This window comes from Paenibacillus sp. VCA1 (genome assembly GCF_031583795.1).
In the GTDB taxonomy this organism is placed as follows: domain Bacteria; phylum Bacillota; class Bacilli; order Paenibacillales; family Paenibacillaceae; genus Paenibacillus_AQ; species Paenibacillus_AQ albilobatus.
Genome location: NZ_JAVLSX010000001.1, coordinates 206,463 through 233,228, shown reverse-complemented (window position 1 = coordinate 233,228; position 26,766 = coordinate 206,463). Strand labels below are relative to the sequence as shown.

At 53.1% G+C, this 26,766-nt stretch carries 21 protein-coding genes and 1 pseudogene; 7 read left to right on the top strand and 15 right to left on the bottom strand.

Translation table 11 applies throughout. The features are described 5' to 3' along the window. Window positions 1-4 precede the first annotated feature (4 nt). The 9 genes from msrA to RJP21_RS00960 all read right to left on the bottom strand — a co-directional run bounded on the left by msrA (window position 5) and on the right by RJP21_RS00960 (window position 10,050). On the bottom strand, window positions 5-640 hold the full coding sequence (gene msrA / locus RJP21_RS01000; RefSeq protein ID WP_310857712.1) for a peptide-methionine (S)-S-oxide reductase MsrA: 636 nt from the start codon (window positions 638-640) through the stop codon (window positions 5-7). Window positions 641-717: 77 nt separating this feature from the next. Beyond that, entirely contained in the window at window positions 718-1,587 is an 870-nt protein-coding gene (locus RJP21_RS00995) for a carbohydrate ABC transporter permease (protein WP_310857711.1), read from the bottom strand. Between the two features lie 16 nt (window positions 1,588-1,603). Beyond that, the gene (locus tag RJP21_RS00990; protein WP_310857710.1) at window positions 1,604-2,479 is read right to left on the bottom strand and encodes a carbohydrate ABC transporter permease; all 876 of its coding nucleotides are present in this window, start codon (window positions 2,477-2,479) and stop codon (window positions 1,604-1,606) included. Between the two features lie 37 nt (window positions 2,480-2,516). Further along, window positions 2,517-3,848, bottom strand: a complete 1,332-nt coding sequence (locus RJP21_RS00985) for an extracellular solute-binding protein (protein WP_310857709.1) — start codon at window positions 3,846-3,848, stop codon at window positions 2,517-2,519. Window positions 3,849-3,997: 149 nt separating this feature from the next. After that, the gene (locus tag RJP21_RS00980; RefSeq protein ID WP_310857708.1) at window positions 3,998-5,548 is read right to left on the bottom strand and encodes a response regulator transcription factor; all 1,551 of its coding nucleotides are present in this window, start codon (window positions 5,546-5,548) and stop codon (window positions 3,998-4,000) included. Beyond that, complete coding sequence (locus RJP21_RS00975; RefSeq protein WP_310857707.1) at window positions 5,545-7,374, bottom strand: cache domain-containing sensor histidine kinase; 1,830 nt, start codon at window positions 7,372-7,374, stop codon at window positions 5,545-5,547. Before RJP21_RS00975 ends, RJP21_RS00980 begins: the two co-directional genes overlap by 4 nt. A gap of 357 nt (window positions 7,375-7,731) precedes the next feature. Further along, complete coding sequence (locus tag RJP21_RS00970) at window positions 7,732-8,829, bottom strand: threonine aldolase family protein (RefSeq protein ID WP_310857706.1); 1,098 nt, start codon at window positions 8,827-8,829, stop codon at window positions 7,732-7,734. 193 nt (window positions 8,830-9,022) lie between these two features. Then, the gene (locus RJP21_RS00965) at window positions 9,023-9,793 is read right to left on the bottom strand and encodes a hypothetical protein (protein ID WP_310857705.1); all 771 of its coding nucleotides are present in this window, start codon (window positions 9,791-9,793) and stop codon (window positions 9,023-9,025) included. Between the two features lie 95 nt (window positions 9,794-9,888). Next, window positions 9,889-10,050: a hypothetical protein gene (locus RJP21_RS00960; protein WP_310857704.1), complete on the bottom strand. Its 162-nt coding sequence runs from the start codon at window positions 10,048-10,050 to the stop codon at window positions 9,889-9,891. Window positions 10,051-10,234: 184 nt separating this feature from the next. On the opposite strand from RJP21_RS00960, the gene RJP21_RS00955 reads away from it, so the two are divergent. Both RJP21_RS00955 and RJP21_RS00950 read left to right on the top strand, forming a co-directional pair. Beyond that, the gene (locus RJP21_RS00955; RefSeq protein ID WP_310857703.1) at window positions 10,235-10,948 is read left to right on the top strand and encodes a response regulator transcription factor; all 714 of its coding nucleotides are present in this window, start codon (window positions 10,235-10,237) and stop codon (window positions 10,946-10,948) included. Further along, a complete protein-coding gene (locus RJP21_RS00950; RefSeq protein WP_310857702.1) occupies window positions 10,945-12,294 on the top strand; it encodes a sensor histidine kinase in 1,350 nt (449 codons plus the stop codon). Before RJP21_RS00955 ends, RJP21_RS00950 begins: the two co-directional genes overlap by 4 nt. Window positions 12,295-12,464: 170 nt before the next feature. Here RJP21_RS00950 and RJP21_RS00945 read toward each other — a convergent pair whose 3' ends face one another. Both RJP21_RS00945 and RJP21_RS00940 read right to left on the bottom strand, forming a co-directional pair. Continuing rightward, window positions 12,465-13,373, bottom strand: coding sequence for a polysaccharide deacetylase family protein (locus RJP21_RS00945; protein ID WP_310857701.1), 909 nt, complete (start codon window positions 13,371-13,373; stop codon window positions 12,465-12,467). After that, on the bottom strand, window positions 13,345-14,667 hold the full coding sequence (locus RJP21_RS00940) for an MFS transporter (RefSeq protein ID WP_310857700.1): 1,323 nt from the start codon (window positions 14,665-14,667) through the stop codon (window positions 13,345-13,347). Before RJP21_RS00940 ends, RJP21_RS00945 begins: the two co-directional genes overlap by 29 nt. A 321-nt stretch (window positions 14,668-14,988) precedes the next feature. Here RJP21_RS00940 and RJP21_RS00935 point away from each other — a divergent pair, with 321 nt between their 5' ends. Further along, window positions 14,989-18,498: a galactose-binding domain-containing protein gene (locus tag RJP21_RS00935; protein ID WP_310857699.1), complete on the top strand. Its 3,510-nt coding sequence runs from the start codon at window positions 14,989-14,991 to the stop codon at window positions 18,496-18,498. A 50-nt stretch (window positions 18,499-18,548) separates the two neighbouring features. Here the strand turns inward: RJP21_RS00935 and RJP21_RS00930 are convergent. The 3 genes and pseudogenes from RJP21_RS00930 to RJP21_RS00920 all read right to left on the bottom strand — a co-directional run. Beyond that, window positions 18,549-18,665 (bottom strand): annotated as a pseudogene (locus tag RJP21_RS00930) (IS3 family transposase); the annotation flags it as partial. Window positions 18,666-18,676: 11 nt separating this feature from the next. After that, the gene (locus RJP21_RS00925; RefSeq protein WP_310857698.1) at window positions 18,677-19,951 is read right to left on the bottom strand and encodes a S41 family peptidase; all 1,275 of its coding nucleotides are present in this window, start codon (window positions 19,949-19,951) and stop codon (window positions 18,677-18,679) included. A gap of 308 nt (window positions 19,952-20,259) precedes the next feature. Beyond that, a complete protein-coding gene (locus RJP21_RS00920) occupies window positions 20,260-21,222 on the bottom strand; it encodes an acetylxylan esterase (protein WP_310857697.1) in 963 nt (320 codons plus the stop codon). Between the two features lie 207 nt (window positions 21,223-21,429). On the opposite strand from RJP21_RS00920, the gene RJP21_RS00915 reads away from it, so the two are divergent. Then, window positions 21,430-22,383 (top strand): hypothetical protein, encoded by a 954-nt coding sequence (locus RJP21_RS00915; protein ID WP_310857696.1) that lies wholly within the window; start codon window positions 21,430-21,432, stop codon window positions 22,381-22,383. Between the two features lie 129 nt (window positions 22,384-22,512). Here RJP21_RS00915 and RJP21_RS00910 read toward each other — a convergent pair whose 3' ends face one another. Beyond that, window positions 22,513-23,874, bottom strand: a complete 1,362-nt coding sequence (locus RJP21_RS00910) for an FAD-dependent oxidoreductase (RefSeq protein WP_310857695.1) — start codon at window positions 23,872-23,874, stop codon at window positions 22,513-22,515. 357 nt (window positions 23,875-24,231) lie between these two features. Here RJP21_RS00910 and RJP21_RS00905 point away from each other — a divergent pair, with 357 nt between their 5' ends. From RJP21_RS00905 to RJP21_RS00895, 3 genes are all read left to right on the top strand, one after another. Further along, complete coding sequence (locus tag RJP21_RS00905) at window positions 24,232-25,125, top strand: CPBP family glutamic-type intramembrane protease (protein WP_310857694.1); 894 nt, start codon at window positions 24,232-24,234, stop codon at window positions 25,123-25,125. 109 nt (window positions 25,126-25,234) lie between these two features. After that, window positions 25,235-25,996, top strand: a complete 762-nt coding sequence (locus RJP21_RS00900; RefSeq protein WP_310857693.1) for a MerR family transcriptional regulator — start codon at window positions 25,235-25,237, stop codon at window positions 25,994-25,996. A gap of 100 nt (window positions 25,997-26,096) precedes the next feature. Beyond that, window positions 26,097-26,750 (top strand): AraC family ligand binding domain-containing protein, encoded by a 654-nt coding sequence (locus RJP21_RS00895; RefSeq protein WP_310857692.1) that lies wholly within the window; start codon window positions 26,097-26,099, stop codon window positions 26,748-26,750. Window positions 26,751-26,766 lie beyond the last annotated feature (16 nt).

The window sequence follows — 26,766 nt, the reverse complement described above, 5'->3', positions numbered from 1 at the left end:
GCGGCTACCAGCGAATGCTTCTGACGCATGCCATGATGCGTTCCCGTTCCTCCTCCGGCATTGGCCAGCGGTTTATTTCCTCCAGCACGCCCGACCGGTTGGCATATCCCTTGGCCAGACCGTTCAGCCTTGCCGCCAGCGTGGAGCGGTCCATCTCGGCGATGGAGGGATACAGCGTCAGCAATCGTTCCACGGCATGCGAATGCCGTTTCAAATAATATTTCTGGTGCCTCTCTTCCGCTGAATAAAAAACGGTAAACCGATGGATTTCCGTCGCCGGCTCCCCTTTGCCTGCAGCGCCCCGCTTTTGGAGCACACGGCCGATCATTTCCTTTTGTTCCAGGCTCCGGTACAGCAGCATCGACTGGTATTGCCTTCCTTTATAGCCGTTGATATTTTCCGGGCGGTGATGATCCCAAAATACGTTTAATAGGTCTTCGTACGACAAAACCGCCGGGTCGAAATCAACCTCGACGGTCTCGGTATGGTCGCCCATTCGGCGATAGGTAGGCTCGCTTGACGTCCCCCCGGCATAACCCGTCCTTGTCCGGACGACGCCCGGCAAGGAGCCGAAAAGCGCCTCCGGTCCCCAGAAGCAGCCCATGGCAAGCGTGGCGGTTTCAGTAAGAGTTTCGTTCATTGCAGATACCTCCCGGGCTCTTTTAGCCTTTCATTAGGTATCACTATATACCACTCGTGCCGAATCTCCAAACCCGGTCAACCCTTGATCGAACCCGCTACCATGCCTTTCATGATCCGCTCCTGCATTATTAAATAGATCACGATGGTCGGAATGACCGCGATCGCCATCGCGCCCATCGTCAGGCCGTAATCCGTGCCGAAGCCGTCGGAGAACAGGGACAGGCTGAGCGGCAGCGTTTTGAGCGACTGCGAATTGATAAATACGAGCGCGAAGGAAAAATCGTTCCAAAACCTTAAAAAGGCGAGGATGGAGATCGTGGCGACGATCGGCGTGCACAGCGGGAAAATGATCCGTCCGAAAATCCGCCACCAGCCGCTTCCGTCGATCATGGCGGCCTCCTCAATCTCGCGCGGTATGGATGCCATGAACCCGATCGCCAAAAACACCGTAATCGGCAGCTCGAACGCCGTATACGGCAGAATCAAGGCGCCGTACGTATCCAGCAGGCCGATGTTTTTCATCATAAGAAAAAGCGGGACGAGCGTGCTGTGAATCGGGATAAGCATCCCGATCAGGAATAACCCCATCACCAGCTTCTTGAGCCGGAATTCGAACCGGGACAGCACATACCCCGCCAGTATGCCGAGCAAAAGGGTCAAGATGACGGCACTGACGGTCACGAGCCCCGAATTCATCATCGCCCGTCCCATCTTCCCCAGCTCCCACGCCCGAACCATGTTCTCCTTCATCCACACGTGAGGCAAAGCGTAAGGATGCCTGAAAAAATCCTCGTTTGTCTTGAATGCGCTAATAAACAACCAATACAAAGGGTACAGGGTGAGCGCCGCGTATGCGGTCAAAATCAGCCTGCCGAACCCTGACAAGCCTTTCCGCGCCCATCCGCGTTCCCCTGTTTTCCGGCGCCCGCCGGCTGCCATCTCCATGTCCCCACTCCTTTCCCTATCCATTTCTGCGTCTTGTCACGGCATAATTCACGGCAATGAGTATGGCGCTGACCAGCATAATGACCGTGGATACGGCCGAACCGTACCCGTACCTGTAGACGTGAAAGGTATTGTTGTACATGTACGTCGCGAGCAGCTCCGTCGAATGCGCAGGCCCGCCGTTGGTCATAACGATGACATGGTCGAAGGCTTTCAGGCTGCCGGAAATGCACAAGACGAGCGTAACGACGACCGTGCTCCAGATCATGGGCAAGGTCACCGAAATCAGCTTGCGCCAGCCTTTGGCCCCGTCGATGGCGGCCGCGTCGCCGATTTCGGAAGGGATATTTTGCAGCGCGGCGATATAGATGACCATATACGGCCCGATGTTGCTCCAGTTGATCGGCACCGTGATCGCCAGCATGTTGATATGCGGCTCGGACAGCCAGGCCCGGGTCCACGACTCGAGCCCGACCGCCTTTAGGACAAAGTTGGCCAGGCCGAACTGCGGGTGATAGATATAACCCCAAATGAGGCCGACAACGACGGTGGAAAGCACCATCGGCATAAAAACCGCGGAACGGATAAACTTCGAAAATAATGTGTTGCGGCGCAGCACGAGCGCCAGCAGCAGCGCAACCGGAATTTGCCCGACGATCGCCGACGCGACCAGCAGCAGGTTGTTCAGCAGCGCGTTCCAGAAAATCCGGTCGTGAATGATTTCGTTGTAATTGCCAAACCCGATGAATTTGGCCGATCCGAGCCCTTTCCATTCGAAAAATCCGTAATAAGCCGACCAGAAAATCGGAACGATGACGAAGATCAAAAACAAGATCAGGGCAGGCAGCAGGGCAAGGGCGATAAAACCTTTGCTTCTTAGCGCGGTTGACATAGCGTTCTCCCTCCTTGTGCTTCGGTCCGTCCTCCCTTTACGGGGTCACCGATCTGGCCTGCGCCTCCTGCAGCTTTTTGGCGATGTTTTCCGGCGAAGCGCCCGTCATGATTTCCTGCAGCCCGTTGTTGATGACCTCGGCGGCATCCGCCGATAAATACGCGTCATATACCGGCGTGATCGCCGTTTTTTTCACCAGGTTAAACGCTTTGTAATACAGGGAGCTGACCTTGGACTGGTCGATATCCGTGTCGTACATGACCATGGAGTTGCTCTCCGCGATGGCTTTTTGGGCTTCCGGGCCGCTGATGGCGTAAATGAGCTTGAGTGCCGCCTCTTTGGCCGCCCCTTCCGTCCGTTTGCTTAACGCCATGCCGCCGCCCGCTCCGCCGGAGATGGTCTTCGCTTCGCCTTTTCCGCCCGGTATCGCCGGCATGACGGTCACGTCGATATTCTTCAGCTGCTCTTCGCTGGCGGAAGCCGCAAGATTGGTGAGCGTCCAGGCACCGCTGATCATCATCGCTGCATTGCCCTGGACGAAATATTGCTCTGCCTGCGTATTGTCGATGCTGTTCGCGCCATCCTGGAAAGCTTTGCTGTCGACCAGCTGCTTGAAGTAGCCGAGGGCCTTCACGAACTCCGGATCGGTAAACTTGGCGCCTTTTTGGGCGGCCGCGTTTCTGAACCATTCCGTGCCGGTCACATGGTCCGCCAAAGTGCCCAAAATCGTCGACTGCGCGACCCATGGGGCTTTATTGCCCAGAGCGATCGGGGTGATCTTGTTTTCGTTGAACACTTTCACCGCCGTCATCAGCTCGTCCCAGGTTTCCGGCACCTTCACGTTGTATTTTTGAAAGAGAGTGGTGTTATAGTACAAAATCGAAGTCGCGGACATGCCGATCGGGGCGCTGTAAATCTGGTTCGGCTCGAATTGGTAGGGTTCAAAAGCGCCGGGCAGAAACTTTTCCTTCCAGTCCTTATGCTGGTCCGCGATTTCTGTAATCGGTTGCAAAAGTCCGGCTCTGAACAGCTCCGCCGATTGGCTTCCGGCATAAACGAAAAAGATGTCCGGCAGCTCGTTGCCGGCGGCCACGGTGCTCAGACGCTGGCGGTAGCCGTCCGGCGGGATGGCCTGGGCATCCAGCTCCACGTTCGGGTTGTCCTTGGCAAACTGGTCGATGATGCCTCGGACCGTTTTGGCGCGAAGGTCGTCGCCGGAAAAATTATGCCAGATGCTGAGCTTGACCTTTTCGCCCGAGCCTTTGCCGCCTTCGGACGGGCTTGCCTTCTGGCCGCCGCTTTCTCCGCACGCCGCCAAAATCAATGTCATCAGCAGCAAAACAATGCTTAATTTCCGTACTGGTTTCATCGGTCGATCCTCCTTAGGTTTGCGGCATAGGGCGGACTTATGCCTTAGACTGAGCCCCCAACCTTCGCCGCAGCGTCGATTACCATCAGTATAAGAGGAAGGCATGACCGGACACAGGGGACAGAATTCAGCCGATACGGGGAATATTTTCAGCTGTTGTCCCGATATTCCGAAGGCGTCTGGCCCGTAAACCGCTTAAACAAACGGTTGAAATATTTAATGTCCTCGTACCCGATCCGCTTGGCCACCTCGCTGATTTTGGCAGGGGTTTCCCGGAGGAGCTCCATCGCCTTTTGCAGCCTTGCCTCCGTCACGAATTCGATGTAATTTTGCCCCGTTTCCCGTTTGAACACTTCGCTGAAATAATTCGGATTCATATGCACATGCCTCGCGACCTGCGCCAAAGAAAGGTTTTCTTCCAAATGCTCCCGGATATACGTCGCCGCACGTTCTGCGGGAGTCGTATCCGAAACGATCAGCCTGTACTCATCCATGATCGATTTCAAGCGGCGGAACAGCTCCGGCTGCGGATCCGCGGCAAGCGTCATTCGGCTGCTGCCTTCCATATCGGTCAACTGGCCGGCGTACCCGATCGAAGCCGCGGCCCGCTCCAGCCAGCGATGCCCCGCAAGAAGCAGGGATTGCAGATACGCCGCCGCCGTGGCCGGCGTGGCCTCCCCGTTGCGCCGCAGCTCCTCCAGCCGCTGCATGATCCAGTCGTTTAAGGCAGACTCGTCCCCGGATTTCAGCAACGACGCAAGCTCCGCTTCCTCCCCTTGGGTGCAAATGCCGCGGCAGCCTTTGCGGGCATGAATGTCCTCATGCCGGATGATCCGCCGGTCTTGAAGCAGCCAGGCATAGGATCGGGCCGTTTCCGCCGTTTCCAGCGCTTCCCGCAGAATATGCGCGCCGCCTACCGCCTGTCCGCAGGCGGCAAACAACGTGCAGCCGAGTTCGGTTTCCGCATTTCGCAGCAGGGCCTCCATCGGCCTTTTGCCTGGACAATCAACCCGAATAAGAACGAGCAGCAGCAAAGAGCTGTTCCAAGGCAGCCATTCGCAAGGCAGCTTTTGCATGAGCCAATCGCCCAGCGCAGCGTACAGCGCATCCCGGGGATGGGGATTCCCGGAACCGGGGACGCCGTCCGCAGCCGAAATCAGCCATACTTGCAGCCGTTGACCGTCGGCAGGCCGCAGCCGCGGGTATCGTTCGTACAGCTCGCGGACCTCCTCTTCATCCGGCTCGGAGGATGCCGCAAGCAGCCGCCCGAGAAAGCTCCGGTTCAAAAGGCGGTCCTTTTCCCTGCCAAGCTCTTCCCTTTTCCTCCGCTCCGCAAGCCTCTCCTTCGCCCGCAGCGCTGCGCGTACGATCTCGTCCGGCCGGCTCGTTTTCAGCAAATATTCGCTGACCCCTTCACGGATCGCCTGCTGGGCGTAGGAAAACTCATCATAACCGGAAATGACGATCCATTCGGTATCCGGGCAATTGGTTTTGGTTTCGCGGATCAGATCCAGGCCGCTTTTGCCGGTCATGCGGATATCCGTGAAAACAATCTCCGGGCGCTCCGCCGGGATTCGCCGCATCGCTTCCTCGGCCGATGACGCCGGTTCCAAAATGGTAAAGCCGTTTTGCTCCCAATCGATCACCCTGCAAAGGCCCGTGCGGATAATGACTTCATCGTCTACGATGAGCACTTTCATGAGCTTCTCCCCTTTCCGTCATGTGAATCTGGGTTCACCGTAAAACTCGCAGGCTCCAAGCAAATTGAATCTTCCACGTACGGAATGGCGAACGTTATCGTCGTGCCGGCGCCTTCGAGGCTTTCAATATGCAGCCCCGCCTCCTTCCCGTAATGCAGCACCAGCCGGTGTTGAACGTTGCGAAGCCCGTAACCTCCTTTGCGGACAGGCTGCGGGTTCTCCCCGGGCGCTTCCATTAGCTGACGGCGCAGCTGGTCAAGCCGTTCGGCCGGAATGCCCAGCCCGTTATCCGATACGGAAAAATGCATGCCCTGCGGGCCGTTTACGATGCGGACGGATATTTCCCCCGAGCCTTCCCGCTTTAAAATGCCGTGCAGCATGGCGTTTTCGACGAGCGGCTGCAGCAGGAGCTTCAGCATCAGCTTTTCCTGAACCTGTTCGTCCACATGGGCATAAAAAACGAATTTCTCCGGGTAACGGATGGACTGGATGTTGACGTAATGGCGGACATGCATCATTTCCTGCCCGACCTGACAGTATTCCTGGCCGTTGTTCAGGCTGAACCGGAGAAAATCGCTGAGCGAACCGACCATGTCGGCGATTTTGGCGTCCCCGTTCATCAAGGCGAGCCAGTGGATGGAAGAAAGCGTATTGTAGAGGAAATGCGGATTGATCTGCAGCTGCAGCGCCTGCATATCCGCTTCCTTTTTCAGCGATTCATTGCGTTTGACCTCATCGGTCAGCTTTACGATCCGGGAGCTGAGCCTGTTGTAGCTGACGATCAGCTGCCCCACTTCATCGATTGATTTCACGGGAATGGCAGGCAGGGGCTCCTCCGGGCTGGCGCTTTTCAAAAAGGCGGTCAGCGCGGACAGCGGCTTCGTAATCTTTTGGATCAAAAACACGACAAAAAAGATGACAAACAACATCGCGACGCTGACGGCAACGGCCGTTAAAATCAGGAAGTAATGGTTCTGCGATCGGTATGCCTCCGTCGGGATGATGCCGACCAGTTTCCAGTTTACGCTGGACAAGGTGTTATAAAGCACCGTTTTCTTCCCGGCGCCAGACCCGTAATCCAAAAAGCCGCTTTCTCCTTGGAAAGAGCCCATATTCGGGTAGTAGACGGAGAGCGGTACATTCGTCTCCATCTCATCCGGCCCTGCGATAATCCGGTTTTTGTCATCCAGCAGCAGGACGAACCCGCCCTCTTCCAGCGCCGCCTGCCTGATCTGCCGGGTTATGACCCCCTGATCCAAATTGATCTGGACCTTGCCGATCAGCTTGTATTTATCCGTGCTGCGAATCGGCCTTGCGAGCGTGATCACTTTGCGCGCCCCTTCAAACGTCCACTGCCGGTGGACGCCGGACCACCACTTCGGATGCTGCTCGTAATAATCGGGGATCGTCGCCGTAATGTCCGTGAAGTCCGAACCTGCGATCGATTTGTGGGAAATCGGGGGTTTGGTTCCCAGCGGCTCGATGATGATATTCGCAACGTAATCTTTGGAGAAAGCCAAATTCGTAAGAAAATTGATAATCGTGGTTTGCTGCAGCAAATCGCTTTCCGGCGTTTTTAAGTAGTTTTGCACCCCGTTATGGCCGATCAGGAACAACGACATGTTTTCCACGTCCTTCACCATCGTGCTGAGGTATACTTCCACCTGCCGGAGCGTGTTCATCCCCGAGCTCTTGGCTTTTTCTTCGGTTAACCCTTCCGCCGTTTTGTACGAAAACAAACCGAGAAACAGCAGCGGAACGAGCGTCGTCATGATGATCAGCAGCGAAAGCTTATGTTTCAGCGATTTCCCCAGCCATTGTTTCACAGGATCACCCCGCTTTAAGCGTTTTAATTTTTATCGAAAAAGAGAATGGAATATTTCGACATTTGTTTGATATATTACTTGACATTCGACAAGATGTAAACGCTATCAAAAAATGCCGCCTTGGAAAAAGCAAAGAAACCCGCGTCCGAAGGACGGGGTTTCCGCTATTTTACTTCCGTTCGGTGAAGCCAAATGTCTTCCACTGCATTCAGGTTGTGCTGCTTAAGAAAATCAAGCGTACCCGTTTCGATCTCATCCATTTTTTAAATCTGCCGGTACAATGCTGTATCGCTTTGAATCGTCGTCGCAAGCAGCCCCGGCCATCATTGGCCAAGGCTGCCCAAAGTTCATGTCGGACTATTTCATCGCTTCTTCCATCCGCTCTCCCAACAACCGGAAAGCTTCTTCGATTTTTTCCTTCGGCACGTTCCCATACCGATCCCCGATGCTGATCTCAAAGTAACACGCCCCCGCTTCCGTTTCGCGAAGCCACGAGGATAACCCAACCCCCGTAGTCTCGGCGACATTCGTCAGGATCGGGGCAACTTTCGCCTCCGGCAGCTTGAAATGCACATGGAACATATTCGATACCGGCACTTCCGGCCGGGTAGACACGCCCCCACAAGCATTGTACAGGGCAGCAAGCTCCTTCGCTTCCTCGTAATACCGCTTCATGTTGCCGATCCGCCGGTCGAAATAATATTCCGAGCTGACGATATACGGATACAAGCTGATCAGATCGCCGCCGTGGCGTCTTTTCCAAATTTTCGATTGCTCCGTAAACGAGGCGTCACCCGCCAAAATCGCTCCCGCGATGCCGCCGATCCCTTTATAAAAGGAAACGTACACGCTGTCGAACAACGTGCAAATTTCCGCGGCCGATTTGTTGTAATACGGCGTAATCTCGAATAGTCTTGCACCGTCCAAATGCAATCTGATCCCCTTTTCCCGGCAATAGGCCGAGATCGCCTCAAGTTCCTCGTACGGCGGCAGTTGGCCGCCGATTTCGCGCTGCGGCAGCTCCAGAAGCAGGCAGGAAATCTCGCCTTCCAGCTGCCGCACGTCATCCAGCGTAATCAACCGTTCTTTGTCCGCGAGCAGAACCGCTTCAATATGATGAAGCTCCTTCATCCCGTCCTGTTCATGGATTTCCAAATGGCAAAGCGGATGGTAGGCTACGCGCTTCAGCCCTTTCTCGTCGCACCATATGCGGAGCGCGATTTGCTGGGCCATCGTCCCGCTCGGAAAAAATACCGCAGCCTCCTTGCCCAGATAGGACGCCATCTTGCTCTGAAAATCCTCAATCGCTTTCCCCTTGCCATACATATCGCTGCTCATGGAGCCCGGAACTTCTTCAAAAGCTTGCCGGAGCACCTCAACATCGCGCGGTCCGTGGCCACCCAGCGGGTAGGCCGCCTTCTCGAATGCTTCAGTCAGTGTTGTGCTGCCGCTCATTTATTTTTCCTCCTTGGATCAACCTCGTTCTTTTAGCATACTCGATCCGCATCGTTATGAAAAACCAAATTTATGACAGCCGGATAAAAGCGCAAAGACCCCTGCTGCGCCGTGAAGGCCAAGCCAGGGGTTTTTTGCGATCTCCTTGAGTGAGTTACAACATGTATTATCTATTGAGTGGTTTCACAAAGTCTTACTTCGCCGCCGCTTCCTGCGCCGCGATCGCCTGCTTGAACTGCTTCAGCAGGTCGGCCAGCGCTGCCCGGATGGCGTCGGCATCTTTGGATTCTTCGGCTTTGGCCAAAGCGTCCCAGGCTTTCGGGAAAGCGGGGGCGGCTTCTTTGGCCTCCGCGGCCACCATCGTAACGGCCAGGGTGCCGAACTCCGCATTTTCCTTCGAAACTGCCTTCGGATCTTCTGACGACTCGTTCAGCTTGACGGCAGGAATGGCCGCTTCAAAAGCGACGTTTCCGTTTTCAACTTCTTTGATGGCGGTGGTGAGCTTTTCCATCGGAACCGCCGCCTGAAGCGAAGCCGGCTTTTCTCCCGCGTCTTCCATTTTGAATACTTCAATCGCTTTTATCACCGGCTTGCTCATCGTAACTGCCGGTTCAAATTCCCCTGCCGTTTCCCCGGCTTCATCCGCTGCGGACAGCTTTTCGATTTTGACTGCTTTGATGTCTGCCGGAACAAGGGCTTTTTTGAACTGCTCCAGCGTCTTTTGCCAGTCTTCCACCGTTTCGGGAGCATATTGCTTGGCAAGCTCTAACGGATCGGTCATTTTGGAAATGACGATTTTTTGCGATTGATCATCGCCGCCTAACGTAGCCGCAACGGCTTGAATTTTCACTGCAGTCGTTTCGGTTTTCGGCCCGTTGTCGGCGTGGGTGATCGCCGGGGCGGCAACCGCGGACAACATAACGGCGGACATGGCCGTTTTCTTAAGTATGTTTTGCATTTTCATCGTCAATCTCTCCTTCGAATTGGTTTGCAAGGTCCCGGGTAGTTACGGAATATCCAGTACCGGCCGAAACTTTTGAGACGAAACGCGATCACGGGCTATCCGCCGAACCGCTTCCATATCACGTCATAGGCCAGCATCGCGGCTTCCGAGCAGGCGAAAAACACGCACCAGCACAGCAGCATCAGACCGGTCATCCGGCATGTCTTTTTGAGAGCCGCACCTATTTTCCGATCCGGATTCCATGCATCTTTTGCCACCGTGTTTCCTCCTTCGCTTGAGACCGATCATCCGCTTGTCTTTCATGCCCATCGACGCTTGCAGATCCCAGTGTAAAAGGCGTGTGTGTCAAGCCGTTGGTGGATTTGTGGAAAAACGATGGCATTTTCCATCGGAGGTCTGCGCGTTGGTATACTGGATGAAGAGAAACAGGAGGATCTGAACATGAATAACCAATATACCATCGCCGTCGTGGATGACGATACGAATATACGCCTTTTGGTGGAGGCTTTTTTGCAAAAGGAAAACTACCGCACCGTCGGGCTGGGCAGCGCCGAAGAGGCGTGGGAGCTGTGGCGGAGCAGTCCGCCCGATTTGTGGGTACTCGATATCATGCTGCCCGGCATGGACGGATATGAGTTTTGCAGACGCATCCGCAGTGAAGCGGAGGTGCCGATCATCATGATTTCCGCAAGGGACAATGAAGTCGATAAAATTCTGGGCCTCGAGCTCGGCAGCGACGACTATATGGTCAAGCCGTTCAGCCCGCGCGAACTGGTCGCCCGCATCAAAAGACAGCTGCAGCGCTGGTACAAGCTGAACGGTCCGGAAGGGCAGCCGTCATCTTCTCCCGTCCGGATCGAGCTGGGAAACTTGCAGCTGCTGCCGGAGGAGCGACGCGCTTTTTGGGCTGGCGAAGAAGTGGATCTGACCAGCAAAGAGTTTGCCATGCTGCAGGTTTTCGCCGAAAACCCGAACCGCGCCTTTACGAGAGACGATTTGCTCAACTTTGTATGGGGCGAGGATTATTTCGGCAGCGACCGCGCCGTAGACCATTTGATCAAACGGGTGCGCAAAAAAATCGGCCGACTTCCCATCGAGGCGGTGTGGGGTCACGGCTACCGAATGAGATATGAAGGAGGCGATCCATCCCAATGAAACTCGTCCACCAAATCAATCTTGCTTTCGGCATCGCGCTGGTGTTGGTGCTTACCGTTGCCGGATTCGTCCTTCATTATGTGCTGCTGGATCATCTGATCGGCGCGCAAAAAGATGATTTGCAGGCGATGAGCGTGGAAATGACCGATACTTTAAGGCAGGAAGCGATCCCTATGACCAAAAGCATATCCCCTGCCTTGCCGATTTCGGCTTCAAAAGCAGGCATCAGCGCCATCCTGACCGACGATACGGGCAGCATCATCGCGATGTCTCCTTCATCCGATGACATCAAAAACATGAAACCGCTGGCGGCGGCGGTGACGAACGCGGAAGCTATCAGCGTGCAGAAAATCAGCGACGGCAGCGACAAAAACTACATTACGGTCGATCAACTGACGCCCCAAGGCAAATTGACGCTGTATACGCCGATGAGCAAAATCCGCACGATCGAACAGGCCCTGCTCAAGCGGCTGCTGATCATTTTTGGCGCGGCGGGGCTCGCCATGCTTATCTTCAGCCTTTTTATTACGAAAAAGTTCATCAAGCCGCTGATCCGGCTTCGCGATGAGCTGAGCAAGGTCAAGGAACGCCGCTTCGCGGACGTGACCTTTATCAAGGCCGGAGGGGAGATCGGCTCGGTCGCCAAATCGGTCTGCGACATGGCCAAGGAGCTGAACCGTTTTAACCAAGTGCAGAAGCAGTTTTTCCAAAACGCGTCCCATGAATTAAAAACGCCGCTGATGTCTATTTCCGGTTATGCCGAGGGTATCCGCGACGGCGTGTTTGAAGGGGAAAACGTCCGCAAAGGGCTGGATATTATCTTGAATGAAAGCGCCCGCCTCAAAAAGCTCGTGACCGAAATGACGCTGCTGGCCAAGCTGGACAGCGAAGAGGATGTGTTCAAAGAAGAGGAAATTTGCGTACGGGAGCTGCTGACGGAGACGGTGGAACGGATGAACCCGCTGCTTGTCAAAAAGGGCGTCACCCTGCATATGGAGTATGGGGAGCTGCAAACCACACCGTTACGGGCAGACCGCGACAAGCTGCTGCAGGCCATGCTGAACGTCGTCTCCAATGCGGCGCGTTATGCGCGGCAGCATATTGGCATTCATGCCGAGACACGCGAGGGACAAATCGTGATCCGCGTCAGCGATGACGGGCCGGGCATCCCGGAGGACCTGCTGCCCTATCTGTTCCATCGTTTCGTGAAAGGCAAAGACGGCGAATCCGGCCTGGGCCTTGCCATCTCCCGCGCGATCGTCGAGCGGTGCGGCGGCCTGATCCGGGCGGACAACGCCCGCAGGGGCGGCGCGGTGATTTCGCTGCGGTTTCCGGGCGCTTTGTAGCTGGAAGGAGGATGCGCCGGCATCCTCCTTAGTTTTTACACCAAAAGAAACCCGCCTCAGCGGCGGGCTGTCATTTCGCCTATATCGTGCAAGACCCAATCGGCCAAAATCCCGAATAACAACCACGATACAAAATGGATTCCGTATAGGACAAACCGGTATCGCCCGCTTCATCGCAGCAGCCTTACAAGCTTCAACCCGGAACGAATGCGCGGGCGTTTCAAATGCTCCTGAACGTACCGGTAATCGGTTAACTCGACATCGGCATCGCGGAGGGCATAAGCAAAGTCGTCGTCGAAAGGCAGGCGGTACTCCCACACTCTTTTTTCGTAATTCGGGATATGTTCCTGCATCCAGGGATCCGGGACGCCGGGGTGAATGTACGTTTCGCACACGCCTTCCGGCAGCCGGTACAGCTTGGCGATCATCGATTGCTTAAAGCTGTCGTACGTTTCACCGTCCTCGACTCCGAAAGGATGCGACAGCAAGTAGTCGGGAATCGGCACGCCAAAGGTGTCGGCCAAGGCGACGACCTGAGCCACCGGCCGTTCGATGTTTTTCAGGGAACCGAGCAGCGGGTCTTCCTTGTCAATATGGCGAAAAAAACGCATCGGCAGCTTCCAGCGCGATACCTTCCACAATGTCTGCGGAAGCAGGCTGCGCCCGGTCTCCATGCCGTACAGGCTCCCCATGTGATTGTCGGCATGGCTGACCGCAATGCCGGCCTTCCGCGCCAGCTCGTACTGCGCGTCGATTTCTTTCATGACCGCCCTCGTGGCCGCGCCCTGCTCGAACTCCTTCACGGTGCGGTATTGATATCCGCTGTCGTCATGCAGCGACGGGTCGCCCGTCAGGCTGCGCCAGCGCAGCGCCTCGAATTCGCTTGTCATCGTCAGGTGCAGCCCCACGTTGGACTGACGCCGCTTGGCGGTCCAGGCAGCCGCTTCTTCAAAGCCGGGAGCGACCGTCATGATCGTCGCGGAAGACACCTTCCTCTCTTCGAGCAAGGCCATAATCGCCCGGTTCAGGGCAGGGCTTTGCCCGAAATCATCACAGTTGAGGATGAGTTTTTTCCCCATGCGTTACATCCCCTCTCCGATGTGTCGTAAATTCAAACCGGGTCAGCAGCGATATCAAAATCGAGATCAGCAGCAGGCAAAACGGCACCGCGCTGATCAGCACGCGGAACGTCATTTCCGGATTCGGCCCCGGTCTATCGCCGCTTTCATAGCCGAAAAACAGCCCTACGACCAAAAATGCCAGCGCCGAGATCAATCCGCTGGACCGGGTAATAAACCCGGCAACGGCGGTGTAAATCCCTTCCCTGCGCAGCCCCGTTTTTGCCGCGTCTTCATCGATGATCCGCCCGGTAACCATGGCAGGCGTGACCAAAAAGCCCGCCAGACCGAAACCGACGGCGATGCCCGCTAACACCCCGCTGATCAGGTTGAACCCGAACCAAAGCGGCAGTACGGAAACGGCATATACGGCCAGTGATAACCTCCACACCTTCACCCCGTCCAGTTTGCGGCAGATCCAGTACCATACGAATACGAGCGGAATGACTGATACGAACACGGCAGCCATCAGGAGCGTCACTTGTTCGTCGCCGATTTTCAGGACATATTTCGCGTAAAACGGAATGATCGAACTGATCAAGCCGTTGACCGTTTGGGCAAACGAATTCGAAATGTTAAAAAGCCAAAACTTTTTGTTGCCGAGCGTCTCCCGAAACGCCGCCACCAGCTTTAGCGGTTCGCCGGCGCTATATTCCTCGCGCTCTCTTACGCCCAGCACGCAAATCAGCATGGCGATGCCGAACACAAAGGCGTAGATGATCGACATATTGGAAAAATTGAGCGCGTTAAATATGGTTGGCGTCAGCGCCGAGCCGATCAGCAGCGCAACGACCTGAAAGCTTTGCTGGATGGCGGAAGCTTTGGCGCGCAAACGATCGCCGTGATACAGCTCGGGGAACAGCGCCCCGTAATTGACCCACAGCACCGTCGAAACGGCTTCAAACAGGACCAGGGCCGTCAAAAACCAGGTAAACAAGCCGTTCTGCGACAGCCCTCCCGGCGGCGAAAACACCATAATAAACGTCAGCATGAACAGCGGCATGGCGCCGAAGATCCATGGACGCCGCCTGCCGAGCCGGGTATGGGTGCGGTCCGACCAATGCCCGAACAGCGGGTTGTTGACGGCATCCCAAACGAGAAAAATGGTGCGGGCAAGCGTTGCCAGTCCGATGCCGAGACCAAGCTTCTCCACATAAAAAAAGCTGTAATACGAGCTGAACGCCTGGCTAGGCACCATCATGGCGAACATGCCGAGGGCAAAGGTGTACGGCGAATTGACCCATTTGCGCTGCATGCGCGACTCCCCCCATACCGTAAAATAACTTGTTTTATCTTATTCAACGGAAGGGGGATTTTACCTCCCTTGCTTAAAACTCTTTATGTGCCACTAGACTTGGTGTCATGCATTCCGGAGCAAAACGGAATCTCCTTATCAAATTTTCATAAAAACGAAAAAAATGGGCGAATGTCATCAACTGTATATTGCTGGTTAAACCAACCGCGTTATAACATAAAAGTGGATTTATCATCCAGTTTTTTCATCATGAAAAATCATTCCCTGCAAGTTTTGCTGTGTATGGCTTTTCCATCAAACAAAACCATTATGGAGGGACAAATGAAGAAAACCAAAATGAAAGCCTTTTCATCGCTGCTGGCCGCCGCCGTCATGCTGGTGCCTGCCGTTCAACCGGCAGCCGCGCTCGCGAAGCCCGAAGCTCAGAACATGATGATGATTTCCGCTATGGGGTCAAAGGACCTCCCGTCCCAAGCCGGGGAAGAAAATGGCCAAAAGCCTCCAAGCGTCACCGATGCCGTGTATGGCCAGGATGCCGGGGCGCCCCCGAACGGACCGCAGGATGATGAAGCCGGCCTCAACGCGGCATCCGCATTCAGCGGAACCAATCTGGCGCTTCACAAACCCGTTTTCGCTTCCGGCAACGAAGTCGATTATCTGAATCCGGAGTTGGCCGTAGACGGAAAAGGAAACACAAGATGGTCATCCGCCTTGCAGGATGATCAATGGTTTTACGTCGATCTCGGCGAACCCCAGGAAATCGACCGCGTCGTAATCCGTTGGCAAACCCCTGCCGACTCTTATAAAATCCTCGTATCGGTCGACGGCGAAAGCTGGGAGAACGTCAAGGAAAATGACGGTATCATAACATGCAAAGGCGGTGCCGAAACGATCGACTTCTCTGTACGCCAAGCCAGGTACGTGAAGTTCCAAGGGGGCAAGCGGGCTCCCGTCGAAGGCACGCTGTACGGATATTCCTTTTATGAGTTCGAGGTTTACCAATTACATGATTTGCAAACGATTATCGACAAGGTCTCTGCGGCATTAACGATCCAGCCCGGACAAACGAAGCTCGACTGGTCGGCGGCGGGTGTGCCCGAGGGTTATCAAGTCAGTCTGTATGGAAGCGACCGCCAACCTGTCATCGACCTGGACGGCCAAATCCGCACGCCGCTGGTGGATGCCAAAGTCAATCTCATCGTACAAGTGGAAGACGGGAAAGATCCGAACCGGAGCCTGCTTTCGGGGAGCATTCCGGTAGTTGTGCCGGGACTGCATAAGCAGTCTCCGGACCGGAACGCCGAACCGGACGTCATTCCGTCCCTGCAGGAATGGTACGGGGACACCGGACGGTTTACGCTAAAGAAGTCTTCGCGTATCGTCGTGAATCCGCAGGATGAATCCGCTTTGCGGAATGCCGCCGAGCTGACCCGCGAGGATTTGCTCGATGTGACCGGATACGATCTCAAAGTCGTGACCGGCAAAGCGAAGGCCGGCGATTTGTATTTGTCCATCGATCCATCCCTGACGCGGCTCGGCGAAGAAGGCAATCGGTTCAAGGTCGGAGATTACGTTTCGATCTCTTCCGTGTCCGCCAAAGGAACGTTTTACGGCACAAGAACCGCGCTGCAAATTATCAAGCAGCATCCTGACCGGACTATTCCGAAGGGCGAAGCCATGGATTATCCGAAATACGCGCAGCGCGGACTGATGATCGACGTCGCGCGCAAGTTTTATACGATCGATTTTCTCCGCAGTTACGTAAAATTGTTGTCCTGGTACAAAATGAACACGTTCCAAATCCATCTGAACGATGATGTCGGCACGCCGTTCGCGGACGGCACGACGGCCGCTTTCCGGCTCGAAAGCACTACCTATCCGGGGCTGGCGAGTCCAAACGGCCATTATACGAAGCAGGAATTCAAGGATCTGCAGCTGCTGGGCATGGAATACGGCGTCAACGTCATTCCGGAGATCGATACGCCGGGACATTCCCGAGCATTCACTTCCTACAATCCGGCGCTTGGAAATGACCGGGGACTCGATATTACCAAGCCGGAAACCGTTCAGTTCGTTAAATCTTTATGGGATGAATATTTGGACGGGAATGATCCAACGTTTATTGGTCCGGACGTCAACATCGGCACGGACGAATACGGCGGGAATTCCGAAGTGTTTCGCGGATACATGGATACGCTGATCAAGCATATCAACAGCAAAGGCAAACATCCGCAATTATGGGGGGAACTTACGCAACATAACGGCACGACGCCGGTCAGTACCGACGCCACCATGACTATATGGCACGAACCGTACGGTTCTCCGCAGCAGGCGGTGGATCTCGGCTACGACGTTATCAACGCCCAAAACGTATACATGTATATCGTCCCTGCCCTATACGGCGACTATTTGAATTCCCAGTTCATCTACAATGAGTGGGAGCCGATCAAGTGGGAAACGACGACGCTTCCTTACGGCCATCCGCGCGTCAAAGGCGGCATGTTCTGCTTATGGAACGACGTGTCCGAGGCCAACGGCCTGTCGATGGACGATTCGCATGAACGTTTGCTTCCGGGCATTCAAGCGGTCTCGGAGAAAATGTGGACCGGAACGCGGGACGACCGCTCCTTCCACAAATTCGAGCAGCGGGCGAAGGCGATAGCCGATGCGCCAAACGCCGACATGTCCCATAAAATCACCGTAAGCAACGATGAGAACAAAGTCATTTCGTATCTTTTTGAAAACAAATTCAAGGACGAATCCGGCAACCGCTTTGACGGCAAAGGCGTCAACGTCGATATGACCGATGGAAAATACGGGAAAGGCGTGCGACTGAACGGCGGGAAAAGCTACATCCAAACGCCGATTGAATCCTTAGGTTTCGGCTGGACGGTTTCGATGTGGATCAAACCCGACAAAGACAACCCCGATAACGCTGTATTGATGGAGTCTCCGGCCGGAACGCTGAAATTGAAGCAGGGCAGCAGCGGCAAGCTTGGATTCACGAAGGAGCATTACGACAGCACGTTTAACTACGCGGTTCCGGAAGGCAAGTGGACGCATATCACGCTGAAGGGCGACAAAAAAGGCGTGACATTATTCGTGAATTTGGACGAATACGTGGAAAGGCTGGAGGAACAAGCGCCGAAACTAAACACCCTCGTCCTGCCGACGCTCGTGATCGGAAGCGAAACAAATGCGTTTAAGGGCGTACTGGATAACGTCATGATCTACAACACGCCGATCGAGCTGCTGAGCGGCGAAAATTTGGCGCTTCATCAAGCCACGGAGTCGTCCGAAACCGAATTTCCGTATTACTCTTCCGACAAAGCGGTTGACGGGGATACGTCTCCACTCTCCAGATGGTCCAGCGCATATGTTGATGACGCTTGGTTTTTGGTCGATCTTGGAGGCATCAAAGATATCAGCAAGGTGATCATCAAATGGCAAGGCGCCTATGCGGAGAAATACCAGCTGCTCGTATCCACGGACAAAACGAACTGGACCAATGTGTCCGGCGGTGACGGAACGATCGCTTCCAAGGGCACGCTGGATACGATTGCCTTCGATCCCCGGCAGGCAAAGTACGTGAAATTCCAGGGCATCAAGCGCGCCACCGTATTCGGCAACTCCTTCTTTGAATTCGAGGTGTACGGCCCCGATCGTATTCAGGAGTATAAGCAGCTGATTGCGCAGATGGAAGAACTTTTGCAGAAAACGGACAACAACGGAAAGCTGCATAAACTGCTGCTGCAGGTGCTGAACCGTTATCCGTACGATGCGACGCGTGATTTGGGGCCGATGCGGGATTTGATTGCTCAGGCGAAATAACAAGAAGGGGCTGTCCCGAAATCATCCAACAGATGTGAACTGCCCCCCCGTCAAGTAGACAATACAAATATTAAAAGCTGTGAAGCGGCCTTTGTCCTGTTTTTCATTGGACTAAGGCCTTTTAATTTTCCCTGCAGCCTTTCGTAATTGTAAAAGTGAATGTAGTCATTAACAGCCCTTAGCTTTTAATTAATTTCAATGCTTGCTGTAAATCTATATCTTCTTCAATATGTTTAGGCGTCCACTTTATATATATATGTGGCTGAATTCCTTTTCCGTGTATCGGGTCTATTTCCGTTTTCTGTTCAAGTCTTGACATTGGATAACATAGAGAAAATCGGTTGTCCCAATTGAGACAAACGATGTCGCTATAATCATTTATTCCCATGGTGGCACGTCCTACTATTGTTACTTTGGATGATTCCTTGCTCATCTCCACAAATTCCTCTCCGGCACTTGCACAATAACAGTCAGATAATATAATTACATTCTCCGGGTTGTTTTCTCCCTCGAAATTGTTTTCTAATTCTGCAATAAATTCCGAAAAGTCAAAAGCAACAAATCCTTGATTTCGATATGTTTTAAATTGATGTTCAGCGAACTCCAGCATTTTAAGCGTTTCTTCATGATCTGTTGAACTTCGAATTTTCTCGGCCTGTTCTAAAAATAGCTCCACATTGCGGTCAGAACAATTAAATTCTCGTACTTTAGGTTCAGAACTTGGTTTTTCTCCTTTTTTAAAGATATATCTCATTAATAAAGAAAAAGCATGAGAGTTCCCTCCATTATTACGCCGGACATCAACAATTACATTTTTACTTTCAAGCAGGTCATCCTTATGTTTTTCAATTAAATTCACTATGCTATTGGTATCTCCAAAATCAGAAAAGGTTAATAATAAAGTGTTTTCATTGATAAAATCAATAGCATAAGTTGACTTTTTAGGAGTTCGTCTGTATAGTCTCAAGTCCAGTTTTACCAAATCCTCATTCTCGTTCATAAGCTCAAAATACGTAGCTTTGCTTAGGATTTCATCCCATTCTTCTCTCTCAGGATGAGATTCTCTAAGCATTTCACGGTGCAGTGTTCTTATCAAAGAAATGGATTGTCCGTCGATGGAAACAATTTTTGCCCCTTTTCCAAATCTGTTCTCTTCAGAAACCTCTGTTACGTATAAGGTGTCTTCGTAATTCCTTACGGAAAAACCACAAGTTTTAGCTTCCACCTTTTCTGAATGATGTAAGTGAAAATACATATGACGATCTTGGAAACTAATAAGATATTCATTCACAATTTCAGTAAACAGTTGCGGCGTCATTAATTCATTCGTTTCAAGGTACTCTATTTTTTGGGTAAAATAATCAGGATGATCCCAGCCTTTTTTCTCCTCATATCCTGCATAATCCTGATGCATAATAGAAACTATCTCAGCAAATATATTTACGTATTCCAAAATATATTTTCCCTCCGAATCTTTATTAGCTTTAACCGAACAGTTTAGTTGCGCCCGAGTATTTTTCCTGAAAATGACCAAAGGGACCTGATCTTACCCAGCGAACAAACATGTGAAAGTCCAAATGATCTGTGGGGATTATTATTTTGTGGAGGCACTTGTCAAAGTACGCGGTCATATAGGATTGTTCTAAGAGCCGGGATATGAAAAATCCTCTTCGTTCAACAAGGTTAAGCCGATTTTAACGGTGTCTTAGTTCTCTTGTTTACTAAAAGAGGATTATTCCAGGGTTCCGTCCTTATTGAATCTTAGAGGTCTTTCATGAATTGAATGATCTTATCATTCAGCCCCGGCAGCCCCTCATGTCCAAAGTCCGGGAAAATCTCCAGTTGAACGGGCCCGGGTATTTTGTTGATGGCGGCAAACTGCGTGGAAGGCGGGCAAATGGTATCCATCAGCCCAACACCGACGAGGCAATCGGCCTTGATGCGCGGAGCCAGGTTTTGGATATCGATATATCCCAGCTTCGTAAAAATTTCGTCCTCGCGCTGATGCTGCGGATCGAACATGCGGAAATATTTCCCCAGCTCTTCATAAGCGTGTTTGCACAAGTCCATTTCCCAGGTTCTGCGGTAGTCGCTCAGGAACGGATAAACCGGCGCCGCTTTTTTGATCCGCGGTTCAAGCGCCGCGCAAGCGATTGTAAGCGCCCCGCCCTGGGACCAGCCCGTAGCGCCCACGCGATCCGCATCGACCTCCGGCATGTTCATGACGATCGAAGCCAGCTGCGCCGTATCCAGGAAGACGTCCCGGAACAGTAACCGATGCGGGTCCTCGTTGTCCAGCCCGCGGATAATGTGGCCGTGATGCGTGTTTCCGGACACACCGCCGGTATCCTCGGAGAGGCCTCCTTGCCCGCGAACATCCAGCGACGCGATCGAGAACCCGAGCGCAGGATAGACCATTTTGTCCATCCAATCGCCGCTATGTCCGGTGTACCCGTGAAAATGCAGCACGGCCGGATGAGGTTCGGCAGTTCCTTTGGGTCTTACATATTTCGCGTGCACTCTGGCACCGCTTACACCCGTGAAATACAAATGGAAGCATTCCGCGAACGGAAGCTGGAATTCAGCCGGGACCAGCTCGACCTGCGGGTCTACGGAGCGCATCTCCTTGAGCGCTTTTTCCCAATAAGCATCGAAGTCATGCGGTTTGGGATTGATTCCTTGATACTTTTTCAGCTCCGATAGGGGCATATCCACTAGCGGCATTCGTCATCACCCTTTTTTACTTGATTTAAGCAGATTCCGGCTCTCGTTGACAACCCTTTTTTCCAGCACCGACGATTGCGTCGGTATTCATCGACCCCTATTTTTTATGGAAGGCGTTTCTTCCGCAAGCAAAAGCATAATAGATGTGTCATTTCTCGCCCGAATGAATAGGCTATATCATCAAATTAGATCTGGAGGTTCTGTTACATGACGACTAGCAGCTATCCCTTCGGGCCCGGCTTCCAGCATATATATCCGGTTCCTTTCCCCTATTATCCGATGGCCTATACATTCCGCGGCCCATATGCGCCTTCGCCTTATTTCTGGCCGCTGCCGGAACGGGTAGTTCCTTATACGGGTGGATTCCCGGGGTATCCGGGGTATCCGGGGTATTCGGACTATCCAGCCTATCCGGCTTACGCGCCGTTCCCGGCAGCTCCATACCCCGGCATCGCTTATGACGCGCCTTATTCGGCGATGGACCCCACCCGGGTCGAACCGACGCCCAAAGGCTTTCAGATTAAGCTTCAGCCGACGCAGGAAAAGAAATTCGATCACGCCAATGCCGAGAGCGTCAATGTCGAAAACATCAAGGTTGAGAACATCAAAGCCGAAAACGTCAAAGCCGAAAAAAGCCAGCCGGGCGTGAAAATGAACACCGCCATCGAGGTTGGAGGCAAACATGGCGCCGGTTTTCAGGCAGAGACACAGGTAGACAAACACGGAGTAAGCAACCAGGTTGCCAGCCATGTCGGCGCGGAGCAATACGGCTTGAACGTGCAGGGCGGCGCTAGCCTCGACGGCAAAACAAAAGGGCTCCAGTTTGAAACCGAAAGCAAGCTCGGCGGCAAATACGGCATCCAGGTGCATGCCGAAGGCCATGCGGGGCTGCAGCAAGGCATTGGGCTGAACACCGAAGCTCAAGTTTTGGGCGATCACGGCATCGGCGCCCATGTGAAAGGCCAGCTCGGCGGCGGCCAAGGCGCCGCCTTCAGCACGGGAGCGCAAATCGGCGGCGATCATGGCCTTGGCGCTCATGCCGGCGCCCAAGTAGGCGGCGGTCAAGGCGTCAGCTTCAATGTCGGCGGCAACGTCGGCAGCCATGACGGCCAGGTCGGATTCCAGCTCGGTGGCAAGGAGAAGAAAAAGGCCGAGGAGTAAAGGCCGAATCCGCTGCTTCCCTCCCGCCTAACACGGTTTGCCGCCCCGATGCTCAATTAAGGAAGCAAAAAAGGTCACCGGCGTCATCCCTGAAGATGATCCGATGACCTTTTTTCGGCATAACCCGCGTCAGGCGTGCTGCAGCTCCTCTGCTGTGACCTTGGGAAGCGCGGCGATGCCTGCCGTATTCAAAAAGTTCCAAGGCTTGTTGAAATGAGGCTGGAAGAAGAAATCGACAAAGGCCAGCTCGTCGATCGTCATCCCGTTCTGAATGCATACCGACAAGGTGTTCATCGCTTGGGTGAGATCGACCTTGGACATAATTTGCGCCCCCAGCAAGCGGCGGGTTTCTTTGTCAAATACGACCTTCAGCATGACCGTTTCGGCCGTAGGCATGAACTCCGGACGATAAGCGTCGGTGACCAAAGCCGCCTCTGCATTCATTTTCTCTTCGGCAGCCGCTCCCTCGGTTAGTCCCGTCGAAGCCAGGTTGAGGTCATAGATTTTGAGGCCCGACGTTCCCTGCGTGCCCATATATTTCGTCGTTTGGCGCATCAGGTTGCGCGCGACCAGCAACCCCATCCGCACCGCATTGGTAGCAAGCGGAATGTAAGCCGCCTTGCCGGTCGGATTGTAGCGAACCGCGCAGCTGTCGCCGGCCGCAAACACATCCTTTTTGCTTGTTTGCATATATTGATCCACGATGATCGCGCCATTCGGCAGCATATCCACCTGGCCTTTAAGCAGTTCGGTGTTCGGGCGGAATCCGATGCAAAGAATGACCAGGTCGGTTTCGATTTCGCCCTTGTCGGTGATGACGCGGGTGACAGCTCCCTCCTTGCCTTCAAAAGCCTTCACCGTCTGTCCGAGCGCCAGCTCGATGCCTTTGCCGCGGAACGCCTCCTCGATCTGTCCACTGAACTCGGCATCCAAATACCGGTTCAAAATCCGGTCCGCGCTGTCAATGAGCGTCACACGTTTCCCGCTTTGCTCAAACGCCTCTACAAGCTCTACGCCGATGTAGCCCGCGCCGACGACCGTGATATGGTTCGCCTGTTTGGCTTTTTCGATAATCGTGTTCGAATGCTCATAGTTTTTGCATAGCAGAATGTTGCCCAGCTCCATGCCCGGAAGCTTCGGAACGACTGGCCAAGAACCTGTCGTAACAATCAATTTATCATAGCAATCCTTGAATTCCTCTCCGGTCAGCAGGTTGCGCACCTGCATCGTTTTCGCGTCGGTATCGACCGACAGAACCTCATGGCGCATGCGGGTCACGACGCCCAAATCGGCCAGTTGCTGCGGCGACGAATAAAAGAGGCCTTCCGGTTCCTTCACGACGCCGCCTACATACAATGCGATGCCGCAAGATAAAAACGAGATGTTGTCGTTGCGTTCATAAACGGTAATTCTGGCATCGGGGTAAAGCTTGGCGGCGTTAACCACCGCGGCCGTTCCGGCATGGGTACATCCAATCACTGCAATTCTCATCGTATATTCCTCCTTGGAATGTATTCGGGAAAAACCAAATGGTTTAATCTACAGAAGTTGTTCACGTTAAGGGATACTTTCATTTCAAATTTTGGATGATCATCCTTGTTTTTTGTTGTGATTTATTTCACATTTACAGTATACTGTGATTTTTTTCACAAATCAATAGGTGGGGGCATGAAGTTCATAATTTGTTCATTTTTTCACAATGTGTTGCGACGACATATTCAACTTCTCCAAAAGCAAGAAAGCCTTTTGAAAGCAAAACATCGGATATTGAGGGGCGGCGCTACAAAACTAACCTTGACCCTAACCTATAGTAGAGGGTTTAGAATGGCACCAAGGAGGGAATTTCGTATGAGATCATTAAAAAAATCAAATACCGGCATAAGATCAAAAACATGGATGGCGGCAGTCATCCTGGGATGGCTGGCCCTGACAGTCGGCTTATATGCGGCAACGGCGGCTGGCCGCCTGCTTGAGGCAGCAGGCACTCATGAAACCGTCGTCCAATTATGTAAAGGAGGAATCATAAGCTCCATTAGCCTTGCAGCCGTCTACTGCATTCAAACAAAGCTGCTTCGAGGAACTTGGAAGGATATCTTTGCCAATTCCCTGCGAAAAGGAATCATCCATTTTTTAACCGGAGCGGGTCTTGCTATCGGTCTTGCGAGCTTCGGATTTATCATTGCGGGTTGGCAAGGCTGGATCAACATAACGCAATGGCATGCCTCTCCCCAATTCACAGGGAGCCTTGCGACCAATATCATTTTTGCATTTTTTTACGAGGCGCTGCCGGAGGAAACCGTGTTAAGAGGATTTGTGTACGGTACGCTAAAATCAAAACTCCACGCCGCCTTGGCTTTCCTGTGTCAACTGGGAATGTTCCTGCTCGTTCCAATTTCGGTAGCGTGCCTGCAGCTGCTTAGCGGCATAGAAACGGGCAACCTGATAAACGCCGAATATGTCATACTCCTGTTATGTTTCGGAACAACGCTGCAGCTGCTAAGAAACGTTACGCGCAGCCTTTGGGCCCCCATCGGATTCCATCTTGCGTATCTTGAAATTTCGAGGTTCGCCGTGCTGCAGAGGGAACAAAGATTATTTACGTATCATGAATCAATTCCCGGCACAGGTGAATTGTTCGTATTATTTTTTATGACGATCGTTGTTGCTGCCATAATCCTTGCATGCCTGCTTACCGTACGCCGATTTCGTGCGAACCAGCGCAGCCGGCTGCGCCTTCTTTGACAAGCGGAATTTCAACGATAAAATATAAACCAAACGATCGGCGTGAAACTCCTATAAGGCAACATGAATGACATCTTGCAGCATCCTGATTTTAAGGGGTGAACGAAACTTGTATACAGTCGGGCAACTGTCCAAAAAAACCGGGATTTCCATTCGGACGCTCCATTATTATGAGAAGCTGAATCTTTTGAAGCCGCAACGTTCCCCGGACAATCAGTATCGGCTTTACGGACCGGGGGACGTCCTACGTTTGCAGCAAATTACGCTTCTTAAGCGAATGCGGTTTCGACTTCGCGAGATCAAGGATTTTTTTGATCAATATTTGGAGCGGCTTGCGAAAGACGATTACGAAATATGGGTCCGCGTGATAGAGCGCCAGATTGCGGAACTTCAAAGAGAAAAGGAGGAAATGCAAAAAGTCGAGAAACTGCTCCAATCATCGCTTTATGCCATGAGGGCGACAAAGGAAGTCCGGATTGAAGAAATGCTCGGTTTCATCCGCGAAATCGAAAGCCAACCGGACAGAAAGCGGCAATTTCGCAGGCTCGTCTTTACGGAAGAGGAGATAGACAGGCTGCCGTCCGATGACCCTGCCAATCCGTTGATCATGGAATGGGCCGATATACTAAACGAGGTACAGGCACAACGAAACGATTCTCCGGCTTCCGAGCGCTCCCAACGGTTAGCCGCCCGTATAGCGGCATACGCCGAACAATTATTTAAGGACGATGATGATTTGCTTCTAAAATATTGGGATTTCATCAAACCGGAACCTGGTGGACCCGCCAAAATCTACGGCATGAACAGAGAGGCCATGAACTACATTGAACAGATCCTGGAGCAATACTACACAGGAAAAAGCACAAGCTGAGCCATTAACATCCTGCGCGAATGATGGACCAACTCTCCTTACGCTCAAGGATCTTCTCGCTTGTCATATCTTTGGTCGGACACCAGATGGAGAGAAACCTATGACGAACGTAAACTTTTATAGAAACGAACATTTGCCCTTCCTGGAGGCCAAACGATGCGCGCGAAGCGATCTGGCCTATCAGAAGCATTTTCATGAAGAGTATTCGATCGGCTTGATCGACGAAGGCGAAACGGAAGCCTGGTGCGACGGACGCGCGTATCGGGTAGAGACAGTCAGAGCGATCAGTTTTCCGCCAGGCATGCTGCATGCCTGCCGCCCCGCCTCCCTCGAGTCATGGAAATACACAATGTTGTTCATTAAGCCGGAGTGGCTGGAGCAACTGGAGCCGGCAATGTCGGAACCGCTTCGCATCCCGTTTTTATTGGAAGGACGCAAAAATCAATACTGCAGGCGCTTGATCAACCGAGTGGCCGACGCTCTCGCCGGGACGGACGAACCGTTGGCCGCCGAATCCGCCGTCGAACTGATTTATGCGCTCGCCAGCCGAAATACGCTCGATCTGGAGCATCCATCAGGATCCGGGTCGAACAGCCGCACATCCGCCGAATTCAGGAATAACTTCATGCTCACTATCATGAGCGGATTACGCTCCAAAGGCTGGATGAAGCGGTGGGGGTCAGCAAATTCCATCTCATACGCCTTTTCAAGAAAGGCACGCACATGCCGCCTCACGCCTACCAAAACCTGCTGAGGATCAACCATGCCAA

Coding starts and splice junctions, on each gene's coding strand:
- RJP21_RS00945 (WP_310857701.1), bottom strand. CDS start 13,373: ATGGGGAAAAAACTCATCCTCAACTGTGATGATTTCGGGCAAAGCCCT.
- RJP21_RS00915 (WP_310857696.1), top strand. CDS start 21,430: ATGACGACTAGCAGCTATCCCTTCGGGCCCGGCTTCCAGCATATATAT.
- msrA (WP_310857712.1), bottom strand. CDS start 640: ATGAACGAAACTCTTACTGAAACCGCCACGCTTGCCATGGGCTGCTTC.
- RJP21_RS00985 (WP_310857709.1), bottom strand. CDS start 3,848: ATGAAACCAGTACGGAAATTAAGCATTGTTTTGCTGCTGATGACATTG.
- RJP21_RS00965 (WP_310857705.1), bottom strand. CDS start 9,793: ATGAAAATGCAAAACATACTTAAGAAAACGGCCATGTCCGCCGTTATG.
- RJP21_RS00980 (WP_310857708.1), bottom strand. CDS start 5,548: ATGAAAGTGCTCATCGTAGACGATGAAGTCATTATCCGCACGGGCCTT.
- RJP21_RS00995 (WP_310857711.1), bottom strand. CDS start 1,587: ATGGAGATGGCAGCCGGCGGGCGCCGGAAAACAGGGGAACGCGGATGG.
- RJP21_RS00955 (WP_310857703.1), top strand. CDS start 10,235: ATGAATAACCAATATACCATCGCCGTCGTGGATGACGATACGAATATA.
- RJP21_RS00935 (WP_310857699.1), top strand. CDS start 14,989: ATGAAGAAAACCAAAATGAAAGCCTTTTCATCGCTGCTGGCCGCCGCC.
- RJP21_RS00905 (WP_310857694.1), top strand. CDS start 24,232: ATGAGATCATTAAAAAAATCAAATACCGGCATAAGATCAAAAACATGG.
- RJP21_RS00895 (WP_310857692.1), top strand. CDS start 26,097: ATGACGAACGTAAACTTTTATAGAAACGAACATTTGCCCTTCCTGGAG.
- RJP21_RS00990 (WP_310857710.1), bottom strand. CDS start 2,479: ATGTCAACCGCGCTAAGAAGCAAAGGTTTTATCGCCCTTGCCCTGCTG.
- RJP21_RS00970 (WP_310857706.1), bottom strand. CDS start 8,829: ATGAGCGGCAGCACAACACTGACTGAAGCATTCGAGAAGGCGGCCTAC.
- RJP21_RS00950 (WP_310857702.1), top strand. CDS start 10,945: ATGAAACTCGTCCACCAAATCAATCTTGCTTTCGGCATCGCGCTGGTG.
- RJP21_RS00910 (WP_310857695.1), bottom strand. CDS start 23,874: ATGAGAATTGCAGTGATTGGATGTACCCATGCCGGAACGGCCGCGGTG.
- RJP21_RS00940 (WP_310857700.1), bottom strand. CDS start 14,667: ATGCAGCGCAAATGGGTCAATTCGCCGTACACCTTTGCCCTCGGCATG.
- RJP21_RS00920 (WP_310857697.1), bottom strand. CDS start 21,222: ATGCCGCTAGTGGATATGCCCCTATCGGAGCTGAAAAAGTATCAAGGA.